The sequence below is a fragment of the Vibrio sp. 2092 genome (genome assembly GCF_033339635.1).
GTDB lineage: Bacteria > Pseudomonadota > Gammaproteobacteria > Enterobacterales > Vibrionaceae > Vibrio > Vibrio alginolyticus.
Genome location: NZ_JAWOUY010000008.1, coordinates 30,234 through 49,808, shown reverse-complemented (window position 1 = coordinate 49,808; position 19,575 = coordinate 30,234). Strand labels below are relative to the sequence as shown.

The following is a 19,575-nucleotide window of genomic DNA, read 5'->3' as shown; positions in this document are numbered from 1 at the left end:
TCGTTGTGCCGGTTTGGTCACTATTCCGCTTCCACCAAAGCGATCTTATCGGATGTCGATTTTTCCAATTTGATCGCAATAAACTTAGAGGTTGGCGTAAACGTTCTATCCCCATAACTGTCCAAAGGAACCAATGGGTTCGTTTCTGGATAGTAAGCCGCCGCCTGACCTGCTGGCACATCATAGGCAACAAGCGTAAATCCGCTTACGCGACGCTCTACGCCATCTTCCCATAATGACACCATGTCCACTTTGTCGCCCGGTTCAAAACCGAGTTTACGAATATCCGCTTCATTGATGAACAGCACTTCGCGCATGCCAAATACACCACGATAACGATCATTTAAGCCGTAAAGTGTCGTATTGTATTGGTCGTGTGAGCGCATGGTTTGCAAAATCAAATCTGGCTTTTGGCCTTTTTCGAGTATCGCTTCGCTGATCAACTGCTTCGGCAACTCGCTAGAGCTGAACTGTGCTTTGCCGCTTGGTGTATTCCATCGACGCTCGGCAGCTGGGTTTACCAAGTGGAATCCACCTGGGTGTTTAAGCTTATGGTTAAAGTCGGTAAAACCCGGAATCGTGTCGGCAATCAAATCGCGAATACGGTCGTAATCTTCAATTGCCCACAACCAATCAATTGGTTTTGCCCCGAGTGTCGCATTGGCAATACCAGCAATAATCGCTGGTTCTGAACGCAAATGCTCCGAACGCGGTTTTAGCTGACCAAATGAGATATGCACCATGCTGAAAGTATCTTCAACCGTCACACCTTGTGGGCCCGTCGCTTGCTGATCAATCTCGGTACGGCCTAAGCACGGAAGAATAAGCGCATCTTTACCTGTGACAAGGTGAGAACGATTTAACTTCGTCGAAATGTGTACGGTTAAATTACAGTTTCGCATCGCGTTGTGCGTACGTTCTGTGTCTGGCGTTGCTTGTGCAAAGTTACCGCCCAAACCGATAAATACTTTCGCTTGTCCTTCTTCCATCGCTTTAATGGCTTGCACAGTGTTGTGGCCTTCACCACGCGGGACGGCAAAGTTAAATCGACTTTCAATGCGATCCAATAACAGATCTGAAGGTTTTTCATCAATGCCCATCGTACGGTCGCCCTGAACGTTACTGTGACCACGCACTGGTGAAAGACCCGCGCCCGGCTTACCAACGTTACCTCGTAACATTTGCACGTTTGCGACTTCTTTAATGGTTGGCACAGAGTGACGATGCTGAGTCAACCCCATCGCCCAACACATGATCACACGTTCTGCACGTCGATACATGCTCGCCACCATCTCGATTTCACTTAAATCAAGACCCGATTGTTCAGCGATGTGTTCCCAAGAGGTTGCGTCCACTTCAGCCAAATACTCATCAATACCTATCGTGTGTTGCTTGATGAACTCACGGTCAAATACCGCTTTGCCACCGTTTTGCAATGCCTCGCTTTCCCATTGCAACAAGAATTTCGCGATGCCACGAAACACTGCCATGTCTCCACCTAAAGCAGGACGCAGGTACGCCGTGTTGGTAGGCTCTGAGCCGTTACTCAACATCTCAATCGGCATTTGTGGGTTTTGGAAACGCTCTAATCCGCGCTCTTTCAGCGGGTTTAGACAGATAACCTGTGCACCACGTTTTACCGCTTCGCGCAGAGGTTCAAGCATTCGTGGGTGATTCGTGCCCGGGTTTTGACCAATCACGAAAATCGCGTCGGCTTCCTCAAAATCATCAAAGATCACTGTGCCTTTACCAACGCCAATGGTGTCTTTCATCCCTATTGCACTGGCTTCGTGACACATGTTGGAACAATCTGGAAAGTTATTGGTACCGAATGCGCGCACAAATAGCTGATACAAAAACGCCGCTTCGTTGCTTGCACGACCAGAGGTATAAAACTCAGCTTGGTGTGGTGAATCCAATTGATTGAGATGTTTCGCGACAAGTGCAAAAGCCTCATCCCAAGAGACTGGCACATAGTGATCGGATTCAGCATCGTATCGCATTGGGTGCGTGATACGGCCTTGGTATTCCAACCAGTAATCGGTTTGCGTTGAGAGAGATGAAACGCTGTGATTGGCAAAAAACTCAGGGTCAACCAGACGATTAGTCGCCTCCCAGTTTACCGCTTTCGCGCCATTCTCACAGAAATTGACTTTACCACTATCTGGCGACTCACCCCATGCACATCCCGGGCAGTCGAAACCGCCATTTTGGTTGGTTTTGAGCATAGTGCGAATGTTTTTAACTGCATTTTCACTGCCCCACCAACTTCTGGTTACGGCTTTCAGTGCACCCCAACCACCAGCTGGACCTTTGTATGTTTTTATTTGTTCTTTTTGGCTCACGACTTTACTCCTCGCAGATATACCAGCAAGCAGGGTGCCCGTGAAAACAAGCGCGTTATTTATTGAGATAATGCGGAAGTATTGAAGGGCTTAGTTTCTAATCCATGTATTTTTTAATCCAAATAAGTAACCACTCAACATGCTCTCGCTTGTCCGAGCGTTTACTTATCTAGATTCTTGATATCGGATACCCGCCTACTGTTTCTAAGACTGTTAGATTCAATTCGCATTGTTGCGCCTTGATCTAAATCAAAGATTAAGTCGTTATTCAATATGCGTCCAATTGATAATCCTGACCGAGTGATAAACAAAATCTATGACGAATTTTTCCACTGACGGTCATCACATTTTTAATCAATACAATTTATGAGGTTAATCGTTTTCCCATCCGATTCCACCTAGTTCGCTTAACGAACTCAATAAAATCGGCACTCTTGATAATAGATAATATCTATCACACTATAGATACTTTAAATTTGACCCTAATTAATATCAGGAATAGCCTTGATTCAGATCAATTTTGAGTGTGGTTTTATTCTTGACTTGGTTTTGGTTTTCCATTCCCCAGTTAAAACGCTCCAGCGCTTAAAAAGTACGGTAGTGCTGTGCCCTTTTTAGGGAGTTCCCCCGTACATGTGACTCACAACGCAAGGTTAACAAGCCATTATGGATATCAAACAACTTAAATATCTCATCGCACTTGAACAGACCAAACACTTTGGTCAAGCCGCCGCATTGTGCCACATTACGCAGCCTACCTTGTCCATGAGAATCCGAAGCTTAGAAGAAGAACTCGATCTCGAATTAATCCAAAGAAGTCAACGATTTGAAGGGTTTACTGAAGCAGGAGAACGCATTTTAGCTTGGGCAAAAACCGTCTTAGCAGCTCATGATGGATTGCAAGCTGAAGCCGCCAACTGCCGTGGTCAGTTGGTCGGCTCTCTTCGGCTTGGAATGGTGCCACTCGCCAGCCAAAACCCGATGCAATTGCTCAAACCATTAGCTCACCAGTTCCCTGAGTTACGCTTTCAAATACTCTCCATGACGACCGAACAGATCATAGACCAACTCAATCGCAATCAACTAGATTTGGGGATGTGTTATGTCGATCAAGTTAACACCGCTTACTTCGATGTTATCGAGCTCGACTCGACCAAACTTGGCGTTTTATTCGATGAGCGTCATTTTGATTTTGCCGAATCTGAAGTGTTGTGGGAGTCACTCAATAACATTCCGCTAGGGCTGCTTTCGAAGGGTATGCACTATCGCCACTCAATTGATCTTAGCTTTGTGAGTAAAGGGCTAGTTCCGCAAACCGTCATTGAAAGTAACTCCACCTTTCACTTGATCCAAGCAGTAACCAGTGGCCTTTGTTGCGCCATTATGCCGCTGAACTGTGGATTAGAAGAGTTGAACGATACGCTTCGCATTATCCCTATCGAAGAAGCCGCCGTTCACGCCCCGCTAGGTTTGTTAAAGCGAAAACAAGAACCCTTCTCCGCGCTAACCGATCAGTGCTTCGCAGAAGCAAAAAACATATTCAATCGATAACAACAACCCACACGTCAATGTTTGGCATACATAACGGCTTATGAGGTGATTTCATGAGATGTACTACTCAATCTTATTTTGAACTGTCCGATTTCAATCAAGCACCACCTCAACCAAGTGCGTTCAATTACCGAGAATTGATTGATGGCCGCCCAGTGCAACAAATGTCGCTGGCGAGTGAGTCAGCTTTAGCTATCAGCTATAACGGCATTAGCCAAGCGGTCATGATGGTGACGCCAGGCCATCTGGAAGACTTTGTGAAAGGGTTTAGCCTAAGCACAGGCATCGTCCACGACTTCAAAGAGATCAAAGACATTGAAGTTGGTGGCGATCACGAATCTCACTATGCGGAAGTGGAAATCAGCAACCGCGCTTTCTGGGCGTTAAAAACACAACGCCGGAATCTTGCCGGCACAACTGGATGCGGCATTTGTGGTGTCGAGGCTCTGGAACAAGCTTTGCCTGATTTAGCACCGCTAACACCGTCTCTTCCTCCGCACTCCGATGTATTCGAAGGGCTGCGAGACAAAGTCGCACTGCATCAAGAAGCCGCACGTGAATCTGGCGCGCTACACGCCGCTTTATTTTCAGATTTACAAGGCAACATCAAGTTGTGCCGAGAGGACATCGGCCGTCACAACGCGCTAGATAAGTTGATTGGCGCATTGGCCAACAATCACATCGAACCTAAAAGTGGCTTCGCAATCATGACAAGCCGTTGCAGCTTAGAGTTGATCCACAAAGCCGTTCGCGCGCGTATCCCCACTCTGGTTTGCTTATCTGCGCCGACAGCGTTAACTGTCGAATGGGCAAGAAGAAACCATTTGAACCTAATTCACTTACCAAAACACGGCTCGCCGCGTCTATACAGCCCTGCCCCTTAACACGTCAACCTAGCCGAATTCCTAATATTTCTAACAGAGACCTCTGGGTCTCTGTTGTTTGCTTCTCGTTCGCGATTGATAGCTAGCAACGAGACACTACTCTTCCAACCAAACGTACTCACCCCTTGTCAGCACTACGCTTAAGCATATTAATCCGCTTGCATTTGAACACTTTCTAATCCGATAAGAAACCAGTAAAAAACCCATAAATTAGTAAGGATTTTGTGTGACTCTTTTCACGCTTTTCTACCTTCCTAGGCATTTCTAGGAATTTTTCCTAGCCGATCTAGGCAACCATCTCATGTGCCTCACAAAACCACTCTCTAGAATTCCGCTCAGTCAAAGGTAACAAGAGCGCATAACGGTCTCCGTTGTGTTTCTAAAACAATTACAAGAGAGTTCATCATGTTAAAATTCCTCGAACAGGTGCGGAAGCCGACACTCGATCTTCCTGTCGAAGTTAGAAGAAAGATGTGGTTTAAACCGTTCATCCAATCTTACTTGGTCGTATTCATCGGCTACCTAACCATGTACTTGATTCGTAAGAACTTCAATGTCGCGCAAAACGACATGATCTCAACTTACGGTTTGAGCATGACAGACCTAGGTCTTATTGGCCTTGGCTTCTCCATCACATACGGCATCGGTAAAACCGTTGTCTCTTACTACGCTGACGGTAAGAACACCAAGCAATTCCTCCCTTTTATGCTGATCCTTTCTGGTCTTGCAATGCTTGGTTTCAGCTTCAGCATGGGCGGCGGTAGTGCAAGCCTGTTCTTGATGGTGGCTTTCTACGCTCTAAGTGGTTTCTTCCAAAGTACTGGTGGCCCCTCTAGTTACTCAACCATTACAAAATGGACACCTCGTAACAAACGCGGCTCTTACCTAGGCTTGTGGAACATGTCACACAACGTTGGTGGTGCGGGCGCAGCGGGTGTTGCTCTTTTCGGTGCCAACTACCTATTCGACGGCCACGTAATCGGCATGTTCGTGTTCCCTTCTATCATCGCGATCATCGTTGGTTTTATCGGTATGCGCTTTGGTAGCGACTCTCCAGAAGCTTACGGTCTAGGTAAAGTAGAAGAACTTTTCGATGAAGCAGTGAGTGAAGAAGACACCGCCGCTGAAGAAAACCAGATGACCAAAAAAGAAATCTTTGTTGAATACGTTCTTAAAAACAAAGTTATCTGGCTACTTTGCTTTGCCAACATCTTCCTTTACATCGTTCGTATCGGTATCGACCAATGGTCAACGGTATACGCGTACCAAGAGCTTGGTCTGTCAAAAGAAACGGCAATCTCTGGCTTTACTCTATTCGAAGTCGGTGCGCTTGTGGGTACTTTGATGTGGGGTTACTTATCTGACTTAGCAAACGGTCGCCGCGCATTGGTTGCTTGTGTATCTCTTGGTTTGATCATCGTATCGCTTGAGTTCTACCAGCACGCCACTAGCGAGTTCATGTACTTAGCGGCTCTATTTGTATTGGGCTTCTTGGTGTTTGGTCCGCAACTTCTTATCGGTGTTGCCGCGGTTGGTTTTGTCCCTAAAAAAGCAATCAGTGTGGCTGACGGCGTAAAAGGTACATTCGCTTACCTAATCGGTGACAGCTTCGCGAAACTTGGTCTCGGTATGATTGCAGACGGTACACCTATCTTCGGCTTAACAGGTTGGAAAGGTACCTTCGCAGCCCTAGATACCTCCGCCATGATTTGTATTGTTTTGCTTGCTTTCGTCGCTATCGCGGAAGAGAAGAAGATTCGACACGCGAAGAAGCTTCAACTTGCACAAAACCAAGCCTAACTTCTCTGCGCGCTTTACTTCGGTAAAGCGCGCAAGATCATTAAAATGAGTTGATCAATTCAGTATCATTAAAGGTTTTTCTATTGGCTCCTGTTGGAGCTTATTGTTGTTAGTCGTCTGCTCTATTTGGTTGTAATAATGATTCATGTTGCTCTAGTTGATGATCACGTCATCGTGCGTTCAGGTTTCGCACAATTATTAAATTTAGAAAGTGATATTACCGTTGTCGGTGAATTCGGCTCTGTCGCCGAAGCGCGAAAAGGGTTGCCTGCGGTACACCCACACGTCGTCATCCTAGATATTTCCATGCCAGATGAAAGCGGCTTAAACTTTCTCAGCGAAATACCAACTGGCATTGCCTGCGTGATGCTTAGCGTGCATGACTCCCCTGCGATGGTGGAAAAATCACTAAAGCTAGGTGCAAAAGGCTATCTTAGTAAACGCTGTAGCCCAGACGAACTTATTCAAGCCGTGAGAACCAGTGCTTCTGGCGGCTGTTACCTCACATCAGATATTGCACTTAAACTTGCAACGCCTAGCGACAACACCACCTCTCTATGCCAACTGACAAAACGTGAAAACGAGGTATGTCAGCTACTTGCCACTGGGTTGGATGTAAAGTCTGTCGCGGCAGAGCTTGGCTTGAGCCACAAGACTGTGCATGTTCATCGTGCGAATGCCATCGACAAACTCGGCGTGAAAAACAACGTTGAGCTCGCCAAACTATTTTCTCAAGAGTCCTTTTAATGCGAGCTTATGCTGTTACCACCATTTGCGGACTTTTTGTTATGGCTTGCGCCTGGTTCTGCTTATGGGTGATTGCCTATTACTTTGTCAATGATCCCGAGCTGGCGATCTTATTGTTTCCTTTCGCTTTACGATTAGGTGTCGCCCTACACACTCGCACCGCTTATTGGCCAACGATTTATCTTTCAGAGTGGGGGCTTTCCATCGCACTTGCGATCTTACTGGGTCAACCGCAGTGGCTTACCGTGCTGATTGCGAGCATTGCCAGTATCCCGGTCACTCTGATTGCGAAAAAATACTACTACGGTGACCAAAACCGCCACTTAGCCGTCATGGGCATTGTGATCATCATTACCGCCTTCATCAACGTAATGGCGGTCGGATTTCACGTGCCTTCTGTTTACATGGTATGGCTGGCTAGCATTTCTGGAGGCTTGCTCGTGGTGCCTATGTGCTACCTGTTGTGGAGCTATTTGTTCCAAAGTCGTTGGTCTCCGCTTAGCTCTCTCCTACTTAGTAATGCCGTTGTATTTCAGGTGCGTCATATCGTGCTTTATGCGCTGCTTTTGATCGGCAGTATTTTGGTGCAAACCAGTTTACCTGAAGAGCTAAAACGATTTGCGCCATTTTGTATGGCTATCCCAATCATCGTGTTGGCACTTCGTTACGGCTGGCAAGGAGCCCTGCTCGCCACCATGCTCAACAGCATTGCTCTGATTGCGGCTCGCAGCGGCGTATCAAATCTAGAAATCACCGATTTGTTATTATCTCTCTCGGCGCAAACCATCACCGGCATTATGCTCGGCTTAGGGGTTCAGAAACAAAAAGACCTCAATCACAAACTGCGCGGCGAACTTGCACGCAATCAGAATTTGTCTCGCCAGCTTATCAAAGCGGAAGAATCGGTAAGACGCGATATTGCGCGCGAGCTACATGACGAAATCGGCCAGAACATCACGGCAATCCGCACACAAGCCAACATCATTAAGCGGGTAAATAACACAGAAACACGCGTGGGTTGCGCCGACATGATCGAAGGGCTTTCCCTCAACGTGTACGACACCACTAAGCGACTGTTAAGCAAGCTAAGACCAAAAATGCTGGATGATTTGGACTTGAAAGAATCCGTCGAGCAACTGACGCGAGAGATGGAATTTGCCAATCACGGAACGACTGTTCAACTGAACTGGCAAGGCGATTACACCAACTTGAGTGACACGCTCAAAGTCACCCTATTCCGTTTATGCCAAGAGTCATTGAATAACGCCGCCAAGTACGCAGGAGCGCAGTTGATCAATATTGAACTGACAATTGGAGAAACGGCGATGTCATTGATGATTCAAGATGATGGTGTCGGTTTCAAAGTTCAGGAGAGTATGAAAGGCATGGGCGTTCGCGGCATGCAAGAGCGTGTGCACGCGTTAGGTGGAAAAATGGTTATCTACTCCACCAGCGATCAAGTGACTGGCACACAAATCAGCATTACTTTACCTAAGGTGTAACTCAAGATGTTTGGATTTTTACGTTCACCTAAATTTACTCAACCGAGTCTAAGCAACGAGCAAATCGACCAGCGTTACCGCCATTGGCGTTTGCACATTATGTTGGGGATGTACATCGGCTACGCAGGTTTCTACTTTACCCGTAAGACCTTTAACTACGCCGCACCAGCGATGATCACCGACCTTGGCTTAGATAAAGGCGATTTGGGTCTTATCGGTACACTTTTCTACATCACCTACGGCTGCTCGAAGTTTATTTCTGGCACGATTTCGGATCGCTCTAACCCTCGTTATTTCATGGGATTAGGATTGATTGCGACAGGTCTGGTCAATATCGCGTTCGGTTTTTCTAGCTCACTCGCGGCTTTCATTACTCTGTGGATCTTAAACGCGTGGTTCCAAGGCTGGGGCTGGCCTTCATGCTCCAAGCTGTTAACCACTTGGTATTCACGTTCCGAGCGTGGCTTCTTATGGGCGATTTGGAACACCGCACACAACGTTGGTGGCGCGCTGATCCCTATTTTGGTGGGCTATTTGACGTTGCACTACAGCTGGCGTGAAGGTTTTATTCTACCCGGCATCATCGGGGTATTGCTCGGTCTATTCGTTTGTTGGCGATTGCGCGACAAACCCACAACAATGGGTTTACCAAGTGTCGGACAATGGCGCAACGACGCGCTAGAACTTGCACAAGAAAATTACGGACGTGGCCTCACCTACCGCGAAATTCTGAAATCGTACGTATTTAACAACAAATACATCTGGCTACTCGCGTTCAGTTATGTGTTGGTTTACATCGTCCGAACCGCAATCAATGACTGGGGAAACCTGTACTTGACCGAGCAGCATCACTATAGCCTGATTAACGCCAACACTGCTCTGTCGATGTTTGAAATCGGCGGTTTTGTTGGTTCATTGGTTGCGGGTTGGGGCTCAGACAAACTCTTTGGCGGTAACCGTGGGCCAATGAACTTGCTGTTCGCTATTGGGATTTTCTTATCTGTCTCCGCGCTTTGGCTGATGCCTCTGACTAACTTTGCATTCCAAGCGGCGGGATTGTTCTCCATCGGCTTCTTTGTCTTTGGGCCACAAATGCTTATCGGTATGGCGGCGGCGGAGTGCTCTCACAAAGATTCTGCCGGCGCGGCAACAGGATTCGTCGGCTTGTTCGCCTACATGGGCGCTGCATTGTCTGGCTATCCACTGGCATTAATTCTTGAAGAATATCATTGGACAGGTTTCTTCATCACCATTTCAGTTTGTGCAGCCGTCATTGGCCTTTTGTTGCTGCCATTTTTGCAAGCGCAACCTTCACGAAAACCACTCGAACCAAAACCTCGGTTGTAAATCGACTTATCGCCCTCGGGCAAATTGGCGAGTGACCTAACCGCGCTCGCCCTCCTTATTTAACGTATCTCTGCTCAATTTTTCTTCCGATTCAGTTCGGAGGGTTAACTATGGGAAAAATTCATGAATTTGAACACTATTTCATCGCATAGCTTCTTTCAAATGAACAACAAAATCCAAAACTACGCTTGGGGAAGCACCTCTTCTATTCACGATTTGTTTGGCTTTTCTAACGAAACGAATGAGCCTCAAGCAGAAGTATGGATGGGTACTCACCCAAACGGCTGCTCTGAAGTTCAGGTTGAGCAAAACACGCTGCCTTTGTCTGAACTGATCAAACAAAACCAACCCGCTTATTTATCATCAGAAACCGCAGCAAAATTTGGCGACCTGCCCTTTCTGTTTAAAATCTTAGCGGCCGAACATGCACTGTCGATTCAAGTTCACCCAAGCAAACAAGATGCCGAAATAGGCTTCGAAAAAGAACAAAGTGCCGGGATCCCACTAAACGCAAGCCATCGTAACTACAAGGATCCAAACCATAAACCTGAGTTGGTGTACGCGCTGACAAGTTACCAAGCCATGAACGGTTTTCGTTCGTATGACGAGATTATTGAGGCATTTGGCCTTTGCGATATCGATGAGCTACGCGCGCCATTAGATGCATTCAAACGCGAAATCAACTCACAAGGTTTGCGAGATTTCTTTGTGCACATTCTGACCATGGAAGGCGAAACAAAAGAGCGAGCACTGAAACAGCTTCTTGCCCACGCTTCACGTCAATCAGAGCAAGGCACTGACAACGACGTTTTCCAGCTCATCTTGGATCTATCCACTCAATACCCCGGCGATGTCGGCTTGTTTGCGCCATTACTGTTGAATGTCATCACGCTGCAACCTGGCGAAGCGATGTTCCTGAGCGCAAGAACGCCACACGCTTACATTAAAGGAACGGGATTAGAGATCATGGCGAACTCAGATAATGTTTTGCGTGCAGGACTCACGCCGAAACACATGGATGTTGAAGAACTGGTTAAATGCACAGATTTTGTGCCTAAGCCGTTTAACAGCCTTGTTCTTAAACCCAATGCCAATGGTTGCCAAAGCCTTTATCCGGTCCCAGTGGCAGACTTTAGTTTCAGCATTCTTAACCAACCGAACAATGAAGTGGTTGAGGCAAACAGCGCAGAGATTTTGATGGCGATTGATGCCGACCTGACACTCATCAGTGATAACGGTGAGACGTTAACCGCCGCGAAAGGACAATCTGTATTTGTTCCTGCTTACGTTGGCCATTACCGTACTAAAAGTGCGGGACGTGTGGCTCGCGCATTTAACTAACTTCTGAATAACAAATTCAAGCTAGCGTCTGACCCAAGGGACTGGGTTAGACAATTTATTCCTTTCATAGATTGAACCATTCCGCTCTTAAGGCACTCATGCTTACACCTTGTCGACTCAAAGCCGCTGCGGTCTAAACCATCTAAGTTTTCTGAGAACCATAGATTCCTCTATTCACTGCAACATTCATTGTCAAAACCCATTTATTTCCGGTAAATTCGCCGCTCCAATATAAAATCACTTGGATAATAAAGGCGCTTGCACAGTGGTATTTGTTGCAAAACGTATAATCAACGTTGTAATCAAAGCCCCAATCACTACAATCTCTGGTTCGATTTTTCAGTTAACGTTTGTATGCCGAAGTTAAACCAAGATAACCCTGTTCAAAGCTCCGCCCTTTCCGATATCGAAACCAGCAGTAAGATTCAATCGGCATTAGAACCGAAGTTTCACAAGCCAGAGAAACGTCTCTGCTTAAGCCCTGGCCTATCGGATAAGCATTTGGCGCGCCGTTGGCAAGTATTGGAACACGTGACCAATAAAGATCATCTTCTTGATCCTTTCACACAGTCACATTGCGACGCTTACTCCAACAACATCGAGCACTTCATTGGTACTGTCAATGTGCCGGTCGGCATCGCAGGTCCTTTACGCGTCAACGGTTTGTATGCGAACGATGACTTTTTGGTTCCGCTCGCAACGACAGAAGCCGCGTTAGTCGCTTCCTACAACCGTGGCGCAAATCTTATCACCGCCGCTGGTGGCGCGAGCGCATTGTTACTAAGTGAAGGGGTGAGCCGAACACCAGTATTCGCCTTTAATCACCTTGCTGACGCCGGCCAGTTCGTCAGTTGGGTTGTGACCCAGTTTGACGTATTTCGTCAAATTGCGGAATCCACCACCTCACATGGCAAACTCAAAGACATCAATGTAAATATCGAAGGAAACCATGTTTATTTGGTCTTTGAATACGTGACTGGTGACGCTTCCGGACAAAACATGGTGACCATCGCAACAAACGAAGTGTTCCATCATATTTTGGCGACCAGCCCAATCAAACCAACTCAAGCATTCTTGGATGGCAACTTATCAGGCGACAAAAAACCAAACGCACACACACTGCGCTCGGTACGCGGTAAGAAAGTATCCGCCGAAGTGACCATTCCTGCTGAGTTGGTGGAAAAATATCTGCATACGACGCCGGAGTCTATGGTTCAATTTGGCAAAATGACCACAGTGGGCGGTTTACTCAGCGGGACAATTGGCGTCAACGCGCATTACGCAAACGCGCTTGCCGCGCTGTACATTGCTTGTGGTCAAGATGCCGCTTGCGTTGCAGAGTCTGCCATTGGAATCACTCGTATGGATGTGGACGCTCAAGGCAACTTGTACGCGTGCGTGACCTTGCCAAACATCATGGTGGGAACGGTTGGCGGTGGTACTGGCCTTCCAACGCAAAAAGCATGTTTGGATATTTTGGGTTTGCACGGCAACGGCAATGCGAAAGCGTTAGCCGAAGTCGCAGCTTCGCTTTGTCTAGCTGGCGAACTCTCGATTGTGGGCGCATTTTGTGCCGATCACTTCTCTCGTGCTCACCATAAGCTTGCCCGAAAATAACCTTTGTTGCTTTGTACAAGAGAACATCCGTGTGGTTTTCTCTTGTGCAAACCAATGGACTTTATTTATTCGCTCAATAATTTTTTGAAACTAACTTAAGCCTTAACAAACATACCAATCTCTTGTTAACAGTACTTTAGCTGTCCCCCTTCTATATCCATTGCGATATCTCTGCTTATTACTCTTCACTGGCCATATTTAATATCAGTATCTTAGAAAAAATAGCATCAAAAACTTCTAGCACTATAGTACCAAATTCATCGTTTGAGTTTTTTGTTCACCACTTATAGCTACTATACTCGCCTATGCAGCTGCTTGATTTTCATAAATTTACTAAACAGCTCAAAAGAGCTTAATAACTCCCGTTAAATGGACTTAAATCGTTACTTCGGGTAAGCGAGTTAACTATGAGACGTCAGAAGCTAAATAAAATCTCTGCTTGGGTACTAGGATTGGCTATCTTATTGCTGAGCCATGTGTCTAATGTATCAGCACAAATACAGCAATCCCCATCCGATCAAACCGTTGCGCGTTTTCTCTATCAAACCTCTTTTGGACCAACACCTGCGTTAATTAATGAGGTTAGGGAAAACGGGTTAGAGGACTGGATACAGAAACAAATCAACCTGCCAGCAACCTACCATCAACCACTTTATCAAACGCCTTTTTCTAAAGGCCTACAGTCAAACCGAGAAAATGCTTGGTATCAAATTGTTGTTACTGCTGAAGATCAGCTCAGACAGCGAACGGCTTATGCATTGAGTCAGATCGTAGTCGTTTCTCGTTATGGCGGCGTTCTTTCCAGCAAACCTACAGGGTTAGTGAATTACTACGATCTGTTGGTTGAGCATGCGTTTGGCAACTACCGAGACCTGTTGTATGACGTTTCCATCCATCCAGTCATGGGGAGCTATTTGTCTATGCTCGGTAGTGCAAAAGAAAATAGTACGACAGGAACGCTTCCCGATGAGAACTTTGCTCGAGAGTTAATGCAGTTATTCACTATCGGTTTGTATGAACTCAATTTAGATGGCAGTAAAAAGCTAAACCACGCAACAGGCAAACCTATCCCCACGTACAATCAAACTGATATTCAAGAGCTCGCGCGAGCATTAACTGGATGGAAAAATTCCGACATCGCATTCGTGAAACCGATGCGAGTTATCAGTCAAAGACACGACACCGGCGAGAAGCGATTTCTAGGGAACGTGATCCCATCGGGTCTAACCGCACAAGAAGAGCTTTCAAAAGTGATTGATATGTTGATGTCTCACCCAAATGTTGCTCCATTTGTTTCAAAGTTACTTATCCAACGTTTGGTCAGTTCAAATCCAAGCCCAGAGTACGTCGCGCGAGTTGCTACGATATTTAACAACAATGGGGAAGGAGAAAAAGGCGATCTAACCGCCGTTGTTCGAGCCATATTGCTCGACCCTGAAGCATTAGGGATGACGGATACCCCGCCTATAAAAGTGAAAGAACCGATACTGGTCCTGACTAATTTTCATCGAGCATCAGGTTTTACGGTTAAAGGATCACGTTACGAAGACGCAACAACGATGATGAACATCGCTAATCAAGGGCCGCTTCGTTCTCCTTCCGTGTTTAATTTTTACTCTCCAGACTATCAGCCGTCTAACGAGTTTACGGAGTCTGGTATTAACTCGCCAGAGTATGAACTTCTCAATTGGTCTGTTTATACCGATTTGGTCAACTATATGTTAACCAGCACTCGTAGAGGAGGTGGTGATTCCTACCACTTCGATCTTAACGAGTTTTATCTTCTTCTGGACGATCACCGTGCCTTAGTCGAATTGGTTAACGAGCGTTTCTTTGCTGGAACGGCTTCTGCTGAATTGAAAGAGCTCATGCTCACCGCCCTGAATGATTATCGTGGGGACTATGTGCCAACAACAAAACTCGCTCTAGTGATATTTACCGCCATTTCTGGCGACGAATTCTATATTCAGGATTAGGAGTGAATTATGGATATTTCACGACGACATTTTATACAAAGCACGCTATCGATGGGCGCACTAGCCTCTCTTAGTCTGCCAGGTTATTCTCTCACAGCGCCATCCAATGACTTTCGAGCATTAATATGTGTGTATTTAGCAGGCGGAAACGACGCATTCAACACCATACTGCCATTATCGGAGGCGCACTATCATCAATATTCCAAAGTCAGAGGCCCACTCTCTGTCGCCAAAGAAGACATACTCCCTATCAATTTGAGTGCTGTCGATAGCTCAAATCACCCAGTGAAGCTCGGCTTACACCCAAAGTTAAATGCGTTAACTTCCGTTTTCGAACAAGGCGATGCCAGCATCGTGCTCAATAGTGGCATTCTCAACCATCCCGTCACCAAACAAGCTATTGAGCAAGGTGAAGCATCACTTCCCGAGCAACTGTTTTCTCATAATTCTCAAACAGACGCTTGGTTACTTGGTGGAATGAGCGAGTCTAAAAATCTTGGTTGGGCTGGCAGAATGTTGGATGTATTAAACTCTGAATCAGAAATAACACCGCTATACAGTGTGCATGGCAACTCGCTTTGGTTACGGGCAATGGAACACCGCCAAACCGTCCTGAAAAAAGATCGCGCGGTTCAGCTTACCGCGATTGATAACCCTTTATACAAAGGTATCTATGATCGCCTTCTCTCTCATCAAACTGACAATCCATTTAATGGTCATTTTAATTTGATGGTTGATGAGTCGATGGTAATGAGCAGTGTACTGAGCGAGCAACTCAACCACATTGCTGACGAGCCGCTGTTTACGTCGTCGACGCTCGGCAAGCAGATGCAAACCGTGTACAAATTGATAGCAAGCCAAGATGTCCTGAAGCAGCAACGACAAGTCTTTTTCGTTAAACACTCTGGGTATGACCTACACGATTCGCAACTGGCACGTCATCCAGTGTTACTTGAGGATCTCGCGACAAACCTTTTAGCAATGTATCGTGCGGTCGAACGGTTAGGGCTAAACAAGCAAGTCACCTCCTTCACTATGTCTGACTTCGGTCGACGGATGATGAGCAACGGAAATGGTACCGATCATGGCTGGGGTGGCCATCAACTATTAATTGGAGGCGCGGTAAATGGGAAACAACCTATCGGTACATGGCCGGAACTAATACTGGGCGGAAACGATGATTACTCTCAAGGCCGACTCATACCCAAAATTGCCGCTGATCAAGTTGGTTCAACACTAGCGCAGTGGATGGGCGTGAGTGATAACGCTGCACTGGAATACGTGTTCCCGAACATCCGTAATTTTACTCATTCAAACCTGGGTTTTATGTCGTAAGATATTTTACAGGTTAGCTGTAGAACGCATCATTAAATAAGGGAGCCTCGCGCTCCCTTACCCATCTTATGTTTGCAGAGTGTCCGTTACACCTCGTCTCGACGGCGTTCGTTGCACAGCTTAATTGCGCGCTCTAACAACTCAAGTGCCGATTGCTTACATTCAGGTAATGCAGCATCACTCTCAGAAATTGGCGTTACACGGTCACCCCATTTCAATACTGCCGCCCCCCATGTCAAACCTGCACCAAACGCAGCAAGAAGCATGTTATCACCAGGGTTAACTCGACCTTGCTCTACCGCTTCACACAATGCAATTGGCACCGTCGCAGCTGAAGTATTGCCATAGTTTTGAATGTTAACAAACGCTTTGTCGTGTGGAATTCCAGACAGGTCACACAAGGTTTGAATAATACGAATATTCGCTTGATGCGGAATCACAACATCGATTTGTTCCGTCGTTAACTGTGATGCTTTCAGTACGGTTTTCGCAGCTAGCCCCATGCCTTTTACTGCACGTTTGAAAATTTCTTGTCCTACAAAGTTGAAATCCCAGTAACCGTTGTCTTCCGCAAAGCGATCCATACAAGTACCAAACTTTGGTACGGACAGAATATCGCGGCCTTTTGCGTCACAACCGATTTGAGACTGTAGTAAACCCGTTTCTTTTTCCGTTCTTGATAACACAACGGCGCCCGCACCATCACCAAATAGAACAGCGGTATCTCGCATTGCCCAATCGATGTAGAAAGACAATCTTTCCGCACCAATAATGATCGCGTTACGATAGTTACCTGATTGAATCAAACGTGTGCCCGTTTCTAGGCCATAGACAAATCCCGTACATGCGGCATTTAAGTCAAAGGCAGCGGCAGCACGAATACCTAGGTTCTGCTGTACCTTAGACGCGATATTTGGAATCAATGAATCTGGTGAACAAGTCGCCACAATGATTAAATCCACGTCTGTTGCATCGACGCCTGCTCGAGCTAATGCATGTTTAGCAGCAACGGTCGCCATGTCTGACGTGTTTACATGACTAATACGGCGGTTTTCGATACCAGTGCGGGTACGAATCCACTCATCGGAAGTATCGAGGAAAGTGCTAAGATCATCGTTAGAGAGCACGGCTGGCGGAACACATTTCCCCCAACCTGTAATTTCAGCGTAGTAATTTGTCATCGCAGACCTATTTATTGTTGTATTTTAATAAAATTTCTTAGAACCTTAGGCTCAAATACAAACCTGCGCTGCGTTATTTCGGCAGGTTAAAAAATAAGTATACAAATAATGAGGCTGACTGGTAAGTCATGTTTTCATCAATACGTAATAAAGGAAGAAGTCATGTCATCGTTTAAAACTCGCTGCCCTTCGTGCGGCGGTCTAAATCGTGTCCCTAATGAGCGCGTTGCCGAATCTGCAACTTGCGGTAAATGTAAAAGTGCACTTTTAGACGGCTCGCCTATCGAAGGTACACAAGATAACTTTTCTGCTCTATTACAAAGTGATATGCCTGTTGTAGTAGATTTTTGGGCCCCATGGTGCAACCCGTGCGTTGGTTTTGCTCCTGTTTTCTCTGATGTTGCTCATGAGCAAGCCGGAACAGCTCGTTTTGTTAAGATTGATACCGAAGCTCAACAACAACTTGCGGCGCAATTTGGTATTCGCAGTATTCCTACCATTATGGTTTTCAAGAATGGTCAACGCGTTGATATGATCAATGGTGCGTTACCTAAAACTCAATTCGATCAATGGTTAAATCAAGCACTTACTAAATAATCTTCCACGCCAACCTTGTTTGTAGGTTGGCGTTTTTATGCAACTTATCAACCTATCTAGTTAACAAATATTATTTGTCGAAACGACTTAAATTTATCATTTTACTTGCCTAACTATTAGCCTCATATTCGCGCCGAATAACCCTTAGATTTCATTTAACTTATAGGCGCAAAACAGTGGAAAACACAGTCGTTCCTGCAGCATCACCACGAGTTACAGTTCCAGTCGTCGCACTGTCTCTTTATGCGGTGGCTTCGGGCTATTTAATGAGCTTGATCCCTCTCATGCTCGGTGAATACAACATCTCAGCAGATTACGCGAGTTGGTTGGCGAGTGTGTTTTATGGCGGCTTATTAACCGGTGCTATTTTTATTGAACGTATCGTACGTCAAGTTGGTCACCGTAACGCGTTTATTGGTTGCTTGGCCGTATTTTCGCTAACTATCGTCACACTACCCGTGTTTGCTAACGGATTGATGTGGCTTGCCGCTCGCTTTATTGCGGGTATCGCGGTTGCTGGTGTTTTTGTCATTGTTGAGTCTTGGCTAATGTCTGGAGACGAAGCATCGCGTGCGAAACGTTTGAGCTTGTACATGCTATCGCTTTATGGTGGTTCAGCATTAGGCCAGTTTGGTATTGGCGTGCTTGGCGTAAGTGGCGGCGTTCCGTTTATTGCGATCACGACGTTGATCCTAATGGCGATGCTGGTGCTAATGTTCATTGAGTGTGAGCAGCCAAACAGCCATGAATCAACCGCTTTATCATTTAAGCAAATTGCCAAACTAAACCATGCAGCAATTATTGGTTGTGTTGTTTCAGGTTTGACCTTAGGTGCGATCTACGGATTAATGCCAGTTGAGTTAACTAACCGTAAAATTAGCCATCAAGACATTGGTACATTGATGGCGCTAGTGATTCTAGGTGGCATGCTAGTTCAACCAATGGTGACCGCGTTAAACAAATACATGAGCCGCACAGTGCTAATGGCGTTTTTCTGTATTTTGGGTATTTTTTCGATCGGTATGACCTTTATTTCCTCGTCAGCCGTGGTATTGGCTGCTGCATTATTCTTTTTAGGTGCAGCTACTTTTGCCTTGTACCCGATTGCAATCAACTTAGGTTGCGAAGGACTTGATGAACGCTTTATTGTCTCTGCGACACAAGTCATGCTGTTTAGCTACAGCATCGGCTCTGTTGCTGGTCCTGTTGTCGCTGATAAATTCATGGGCCAAGAACACGGCTTGCTAGGCTACTTGTTTGCCGCTTTGGTTGCGACTGGCGTATACATGCTACTTGCTGCGAGCAAAACCAAGCAGCGTATGGCCGCTGGCCTCTAACCACGCCGCTTCTAT

14 protein-coding genes are annotated in these 19,575 nt (G+C 46.2%); 12 read left to right on the top strand and 2 right to left on the bottom strand.

Translation table 11 applies throughout. The annotated features are described in order from the left end of the window. Positions 1-20: 20 nt before the first annotated feature. Complete coding sequence (locus tag R7P80_RS14985; RefSeq protein ID WP_225492125.1) at positions 21-2,345, bottom strand: FdhF/YdeP family oxidoreductase; 2,325 nt, start codon at positions 2,343-2,345, stop codon at positions 21-23. A 666-nt stretch (positions 2,346-3,011) separates the two neighbouring features. Here R7P80_RS14985 and R7P80_RS14980 point away from each other — a divergent pair. The 10 genes from R7P80_RS14980 (at position 3,012) to R7P80_RS14935 (ending at position 16,445) form a co-directional block, all read left to right on the top strand. Continuing rightward, positions 3,012-3,896, top strand: a complete 885-nt coding sequence (locus R7P80_RS14980; protein ID WP_005376096.1) for a LysR family transcriptional regulator — start codon at positions 3,012-3,014, stop codon at positions 3,894-3,896. Between the two features lie 53 nt (positions 3,897-3,949). Further along, complete coding sequence (fdhD, locus tag R7P80_RS14975; RefSeq protein ID WP_213987617.1) at positions 3,950-4,780, top strand: formate dehydrogenase accessory sulfurtransferase FdhD; 831 nt, start codon at positions 3,950-3,952, stop codon at positions 4,778-4,780. 405 nt (positions 4,781-5,185) lie between these two features. Next, positions 5,186-6,580, top strand: a complete 1,395-nt coding sequence (gene uhpT, locus R7P80_RS14970; protein WP_213987616.1) for a hexose-6-phosphate:phosphate antiporter — start codon at positions 5,186-5,188, stop codon at positions 6,578-6,580. A 138-nt stretch (positions 6,581-6,718) separates the two neighbouring features. Further along, positions 6,719-7,327: a transcriptional regulator UhpA gene (gene uhpA, locus R7P80_RS14965; protein ID WP_005376090.1), complete on the top strand. Its 609-nt coding sequence runs from the start codon at positions 6,719-6,721 to the stop codon at positions 7,325-7,327. Beyond that, positions 7,327-8,829, top strand: a complete 1,503-nt coding sequence (gene uhpB, locus R7P80_RS14960; protein ID WP_213968373.1) for a signal transduction histidine-protein kinase/phosphatase UhpB — start codon at positions 7,327-7,329, stop codon at positions 8,827-8,829. The genes uhpA and uhpB overlap by 1 nt, the downstream gene beginning before the upstream one ends. Positions 8,830-8,835: 6 nt before the next feature. Beyond that, the gene (locus R7P80_RS14955) at positions 8,836-10,176 is read left to right on the top strand and encodes an MFS transporter (protein WP_225492127.1); all 1,341 of its coding nucleotides are present in this window, start codon (positions 8,836-8,838) and stop codon (positions 10,174-10,176) included. 123 nt (positions 10,177-10,299) lie between these two features. After that, positions 10,300-11,517 (top strand): mannose-6-phosphate isomerase, class I, encoded by a 1,218-nt coding sequence (manA, locus tag R7P80_RS14950; protein WP_213895868.1) that lies wholly within the window; start codon positions 10,300-10,302, stop codon positions 11,515-11,517. A gap of 354 nt (positions 11,518-11,871) precedes the next feature. Further along, entirely contained in the window at positions 11,872-13,134 is a 1,263-nt protein-coding gene (locus R7P80_RS14945) for a hydroxymethylglutaryl-CoA reductase (protein WP_005376082.1), read from the top strand. 407 nt (positions 13,135-13,541) lie between these two features. Continuing rightward, a complete protein-coding gene (locus R7P80_RS14940) occupies positions 13,542-15,110 on the top strand; it encodes a DUF1800 family protein (RefSeq protein ID WP_213866327.1) in 1,569 nt (522 codons plus the stop codon). 9 nt (positions 15,111-15,119) lie between these two features. After that, on the top strand, positions 15,120-16,445 hold the full coding sequence (locus tag R7P80_RS14935; RefSeq protein ID WP_225492129.1) for a DUF1501 domain-containing protein: 1,326 nt from the start codon (positions 15,120-15,122) through the stop codon (positions 16,443-16,445). An 86-nt stretch (positions 16,446-16,531) separates the two neighbouring features. On the opposite strand, the gene R7P80_RS14930 is transcribed toward R7P80_RS14935, so the two are convergent. Beyond that, complete coding sequence (locus tag R7P80_RS14930) at positions 16,532-17,626, bottom strand: ketoacyl-ACP synthase III (RefSeq protein WP_086047382.1); 1,095 nt, start codon at positions 17,624-17,626, stop codon at positions 16,532-16,534. A gap of 162 nt (positions 17,627-17,788) precedes the next feature. Between R7P80_RS14930 and trxC the strand changes: the two genes are divergently transcribed. Further along, positions 17,789-18,223, top strand: coding sequence for a thioredoxin TrxC (gene trxC / locus R7P80_RS14925; RefSeq protein ID WP_005376074.1), 435 nt, complete (start codon positions 17,789-17,791; stop codon positions 18,221-18,223). 176 nt (positions 18,224-18,399) lie between these two features. Then, positions 18,400-19,560 (top strand): MFS transporter, encoded by a 1,161-nt coding sequence (locus tag R7P80_RS14920; protein ID WP_033907039.1) that lies wholly within the window; start codon positions 18,400-18,402, stop codon positions 19,558-19,560. Positions 19,561-19,575: the final 15 nt, after the last annotated feature.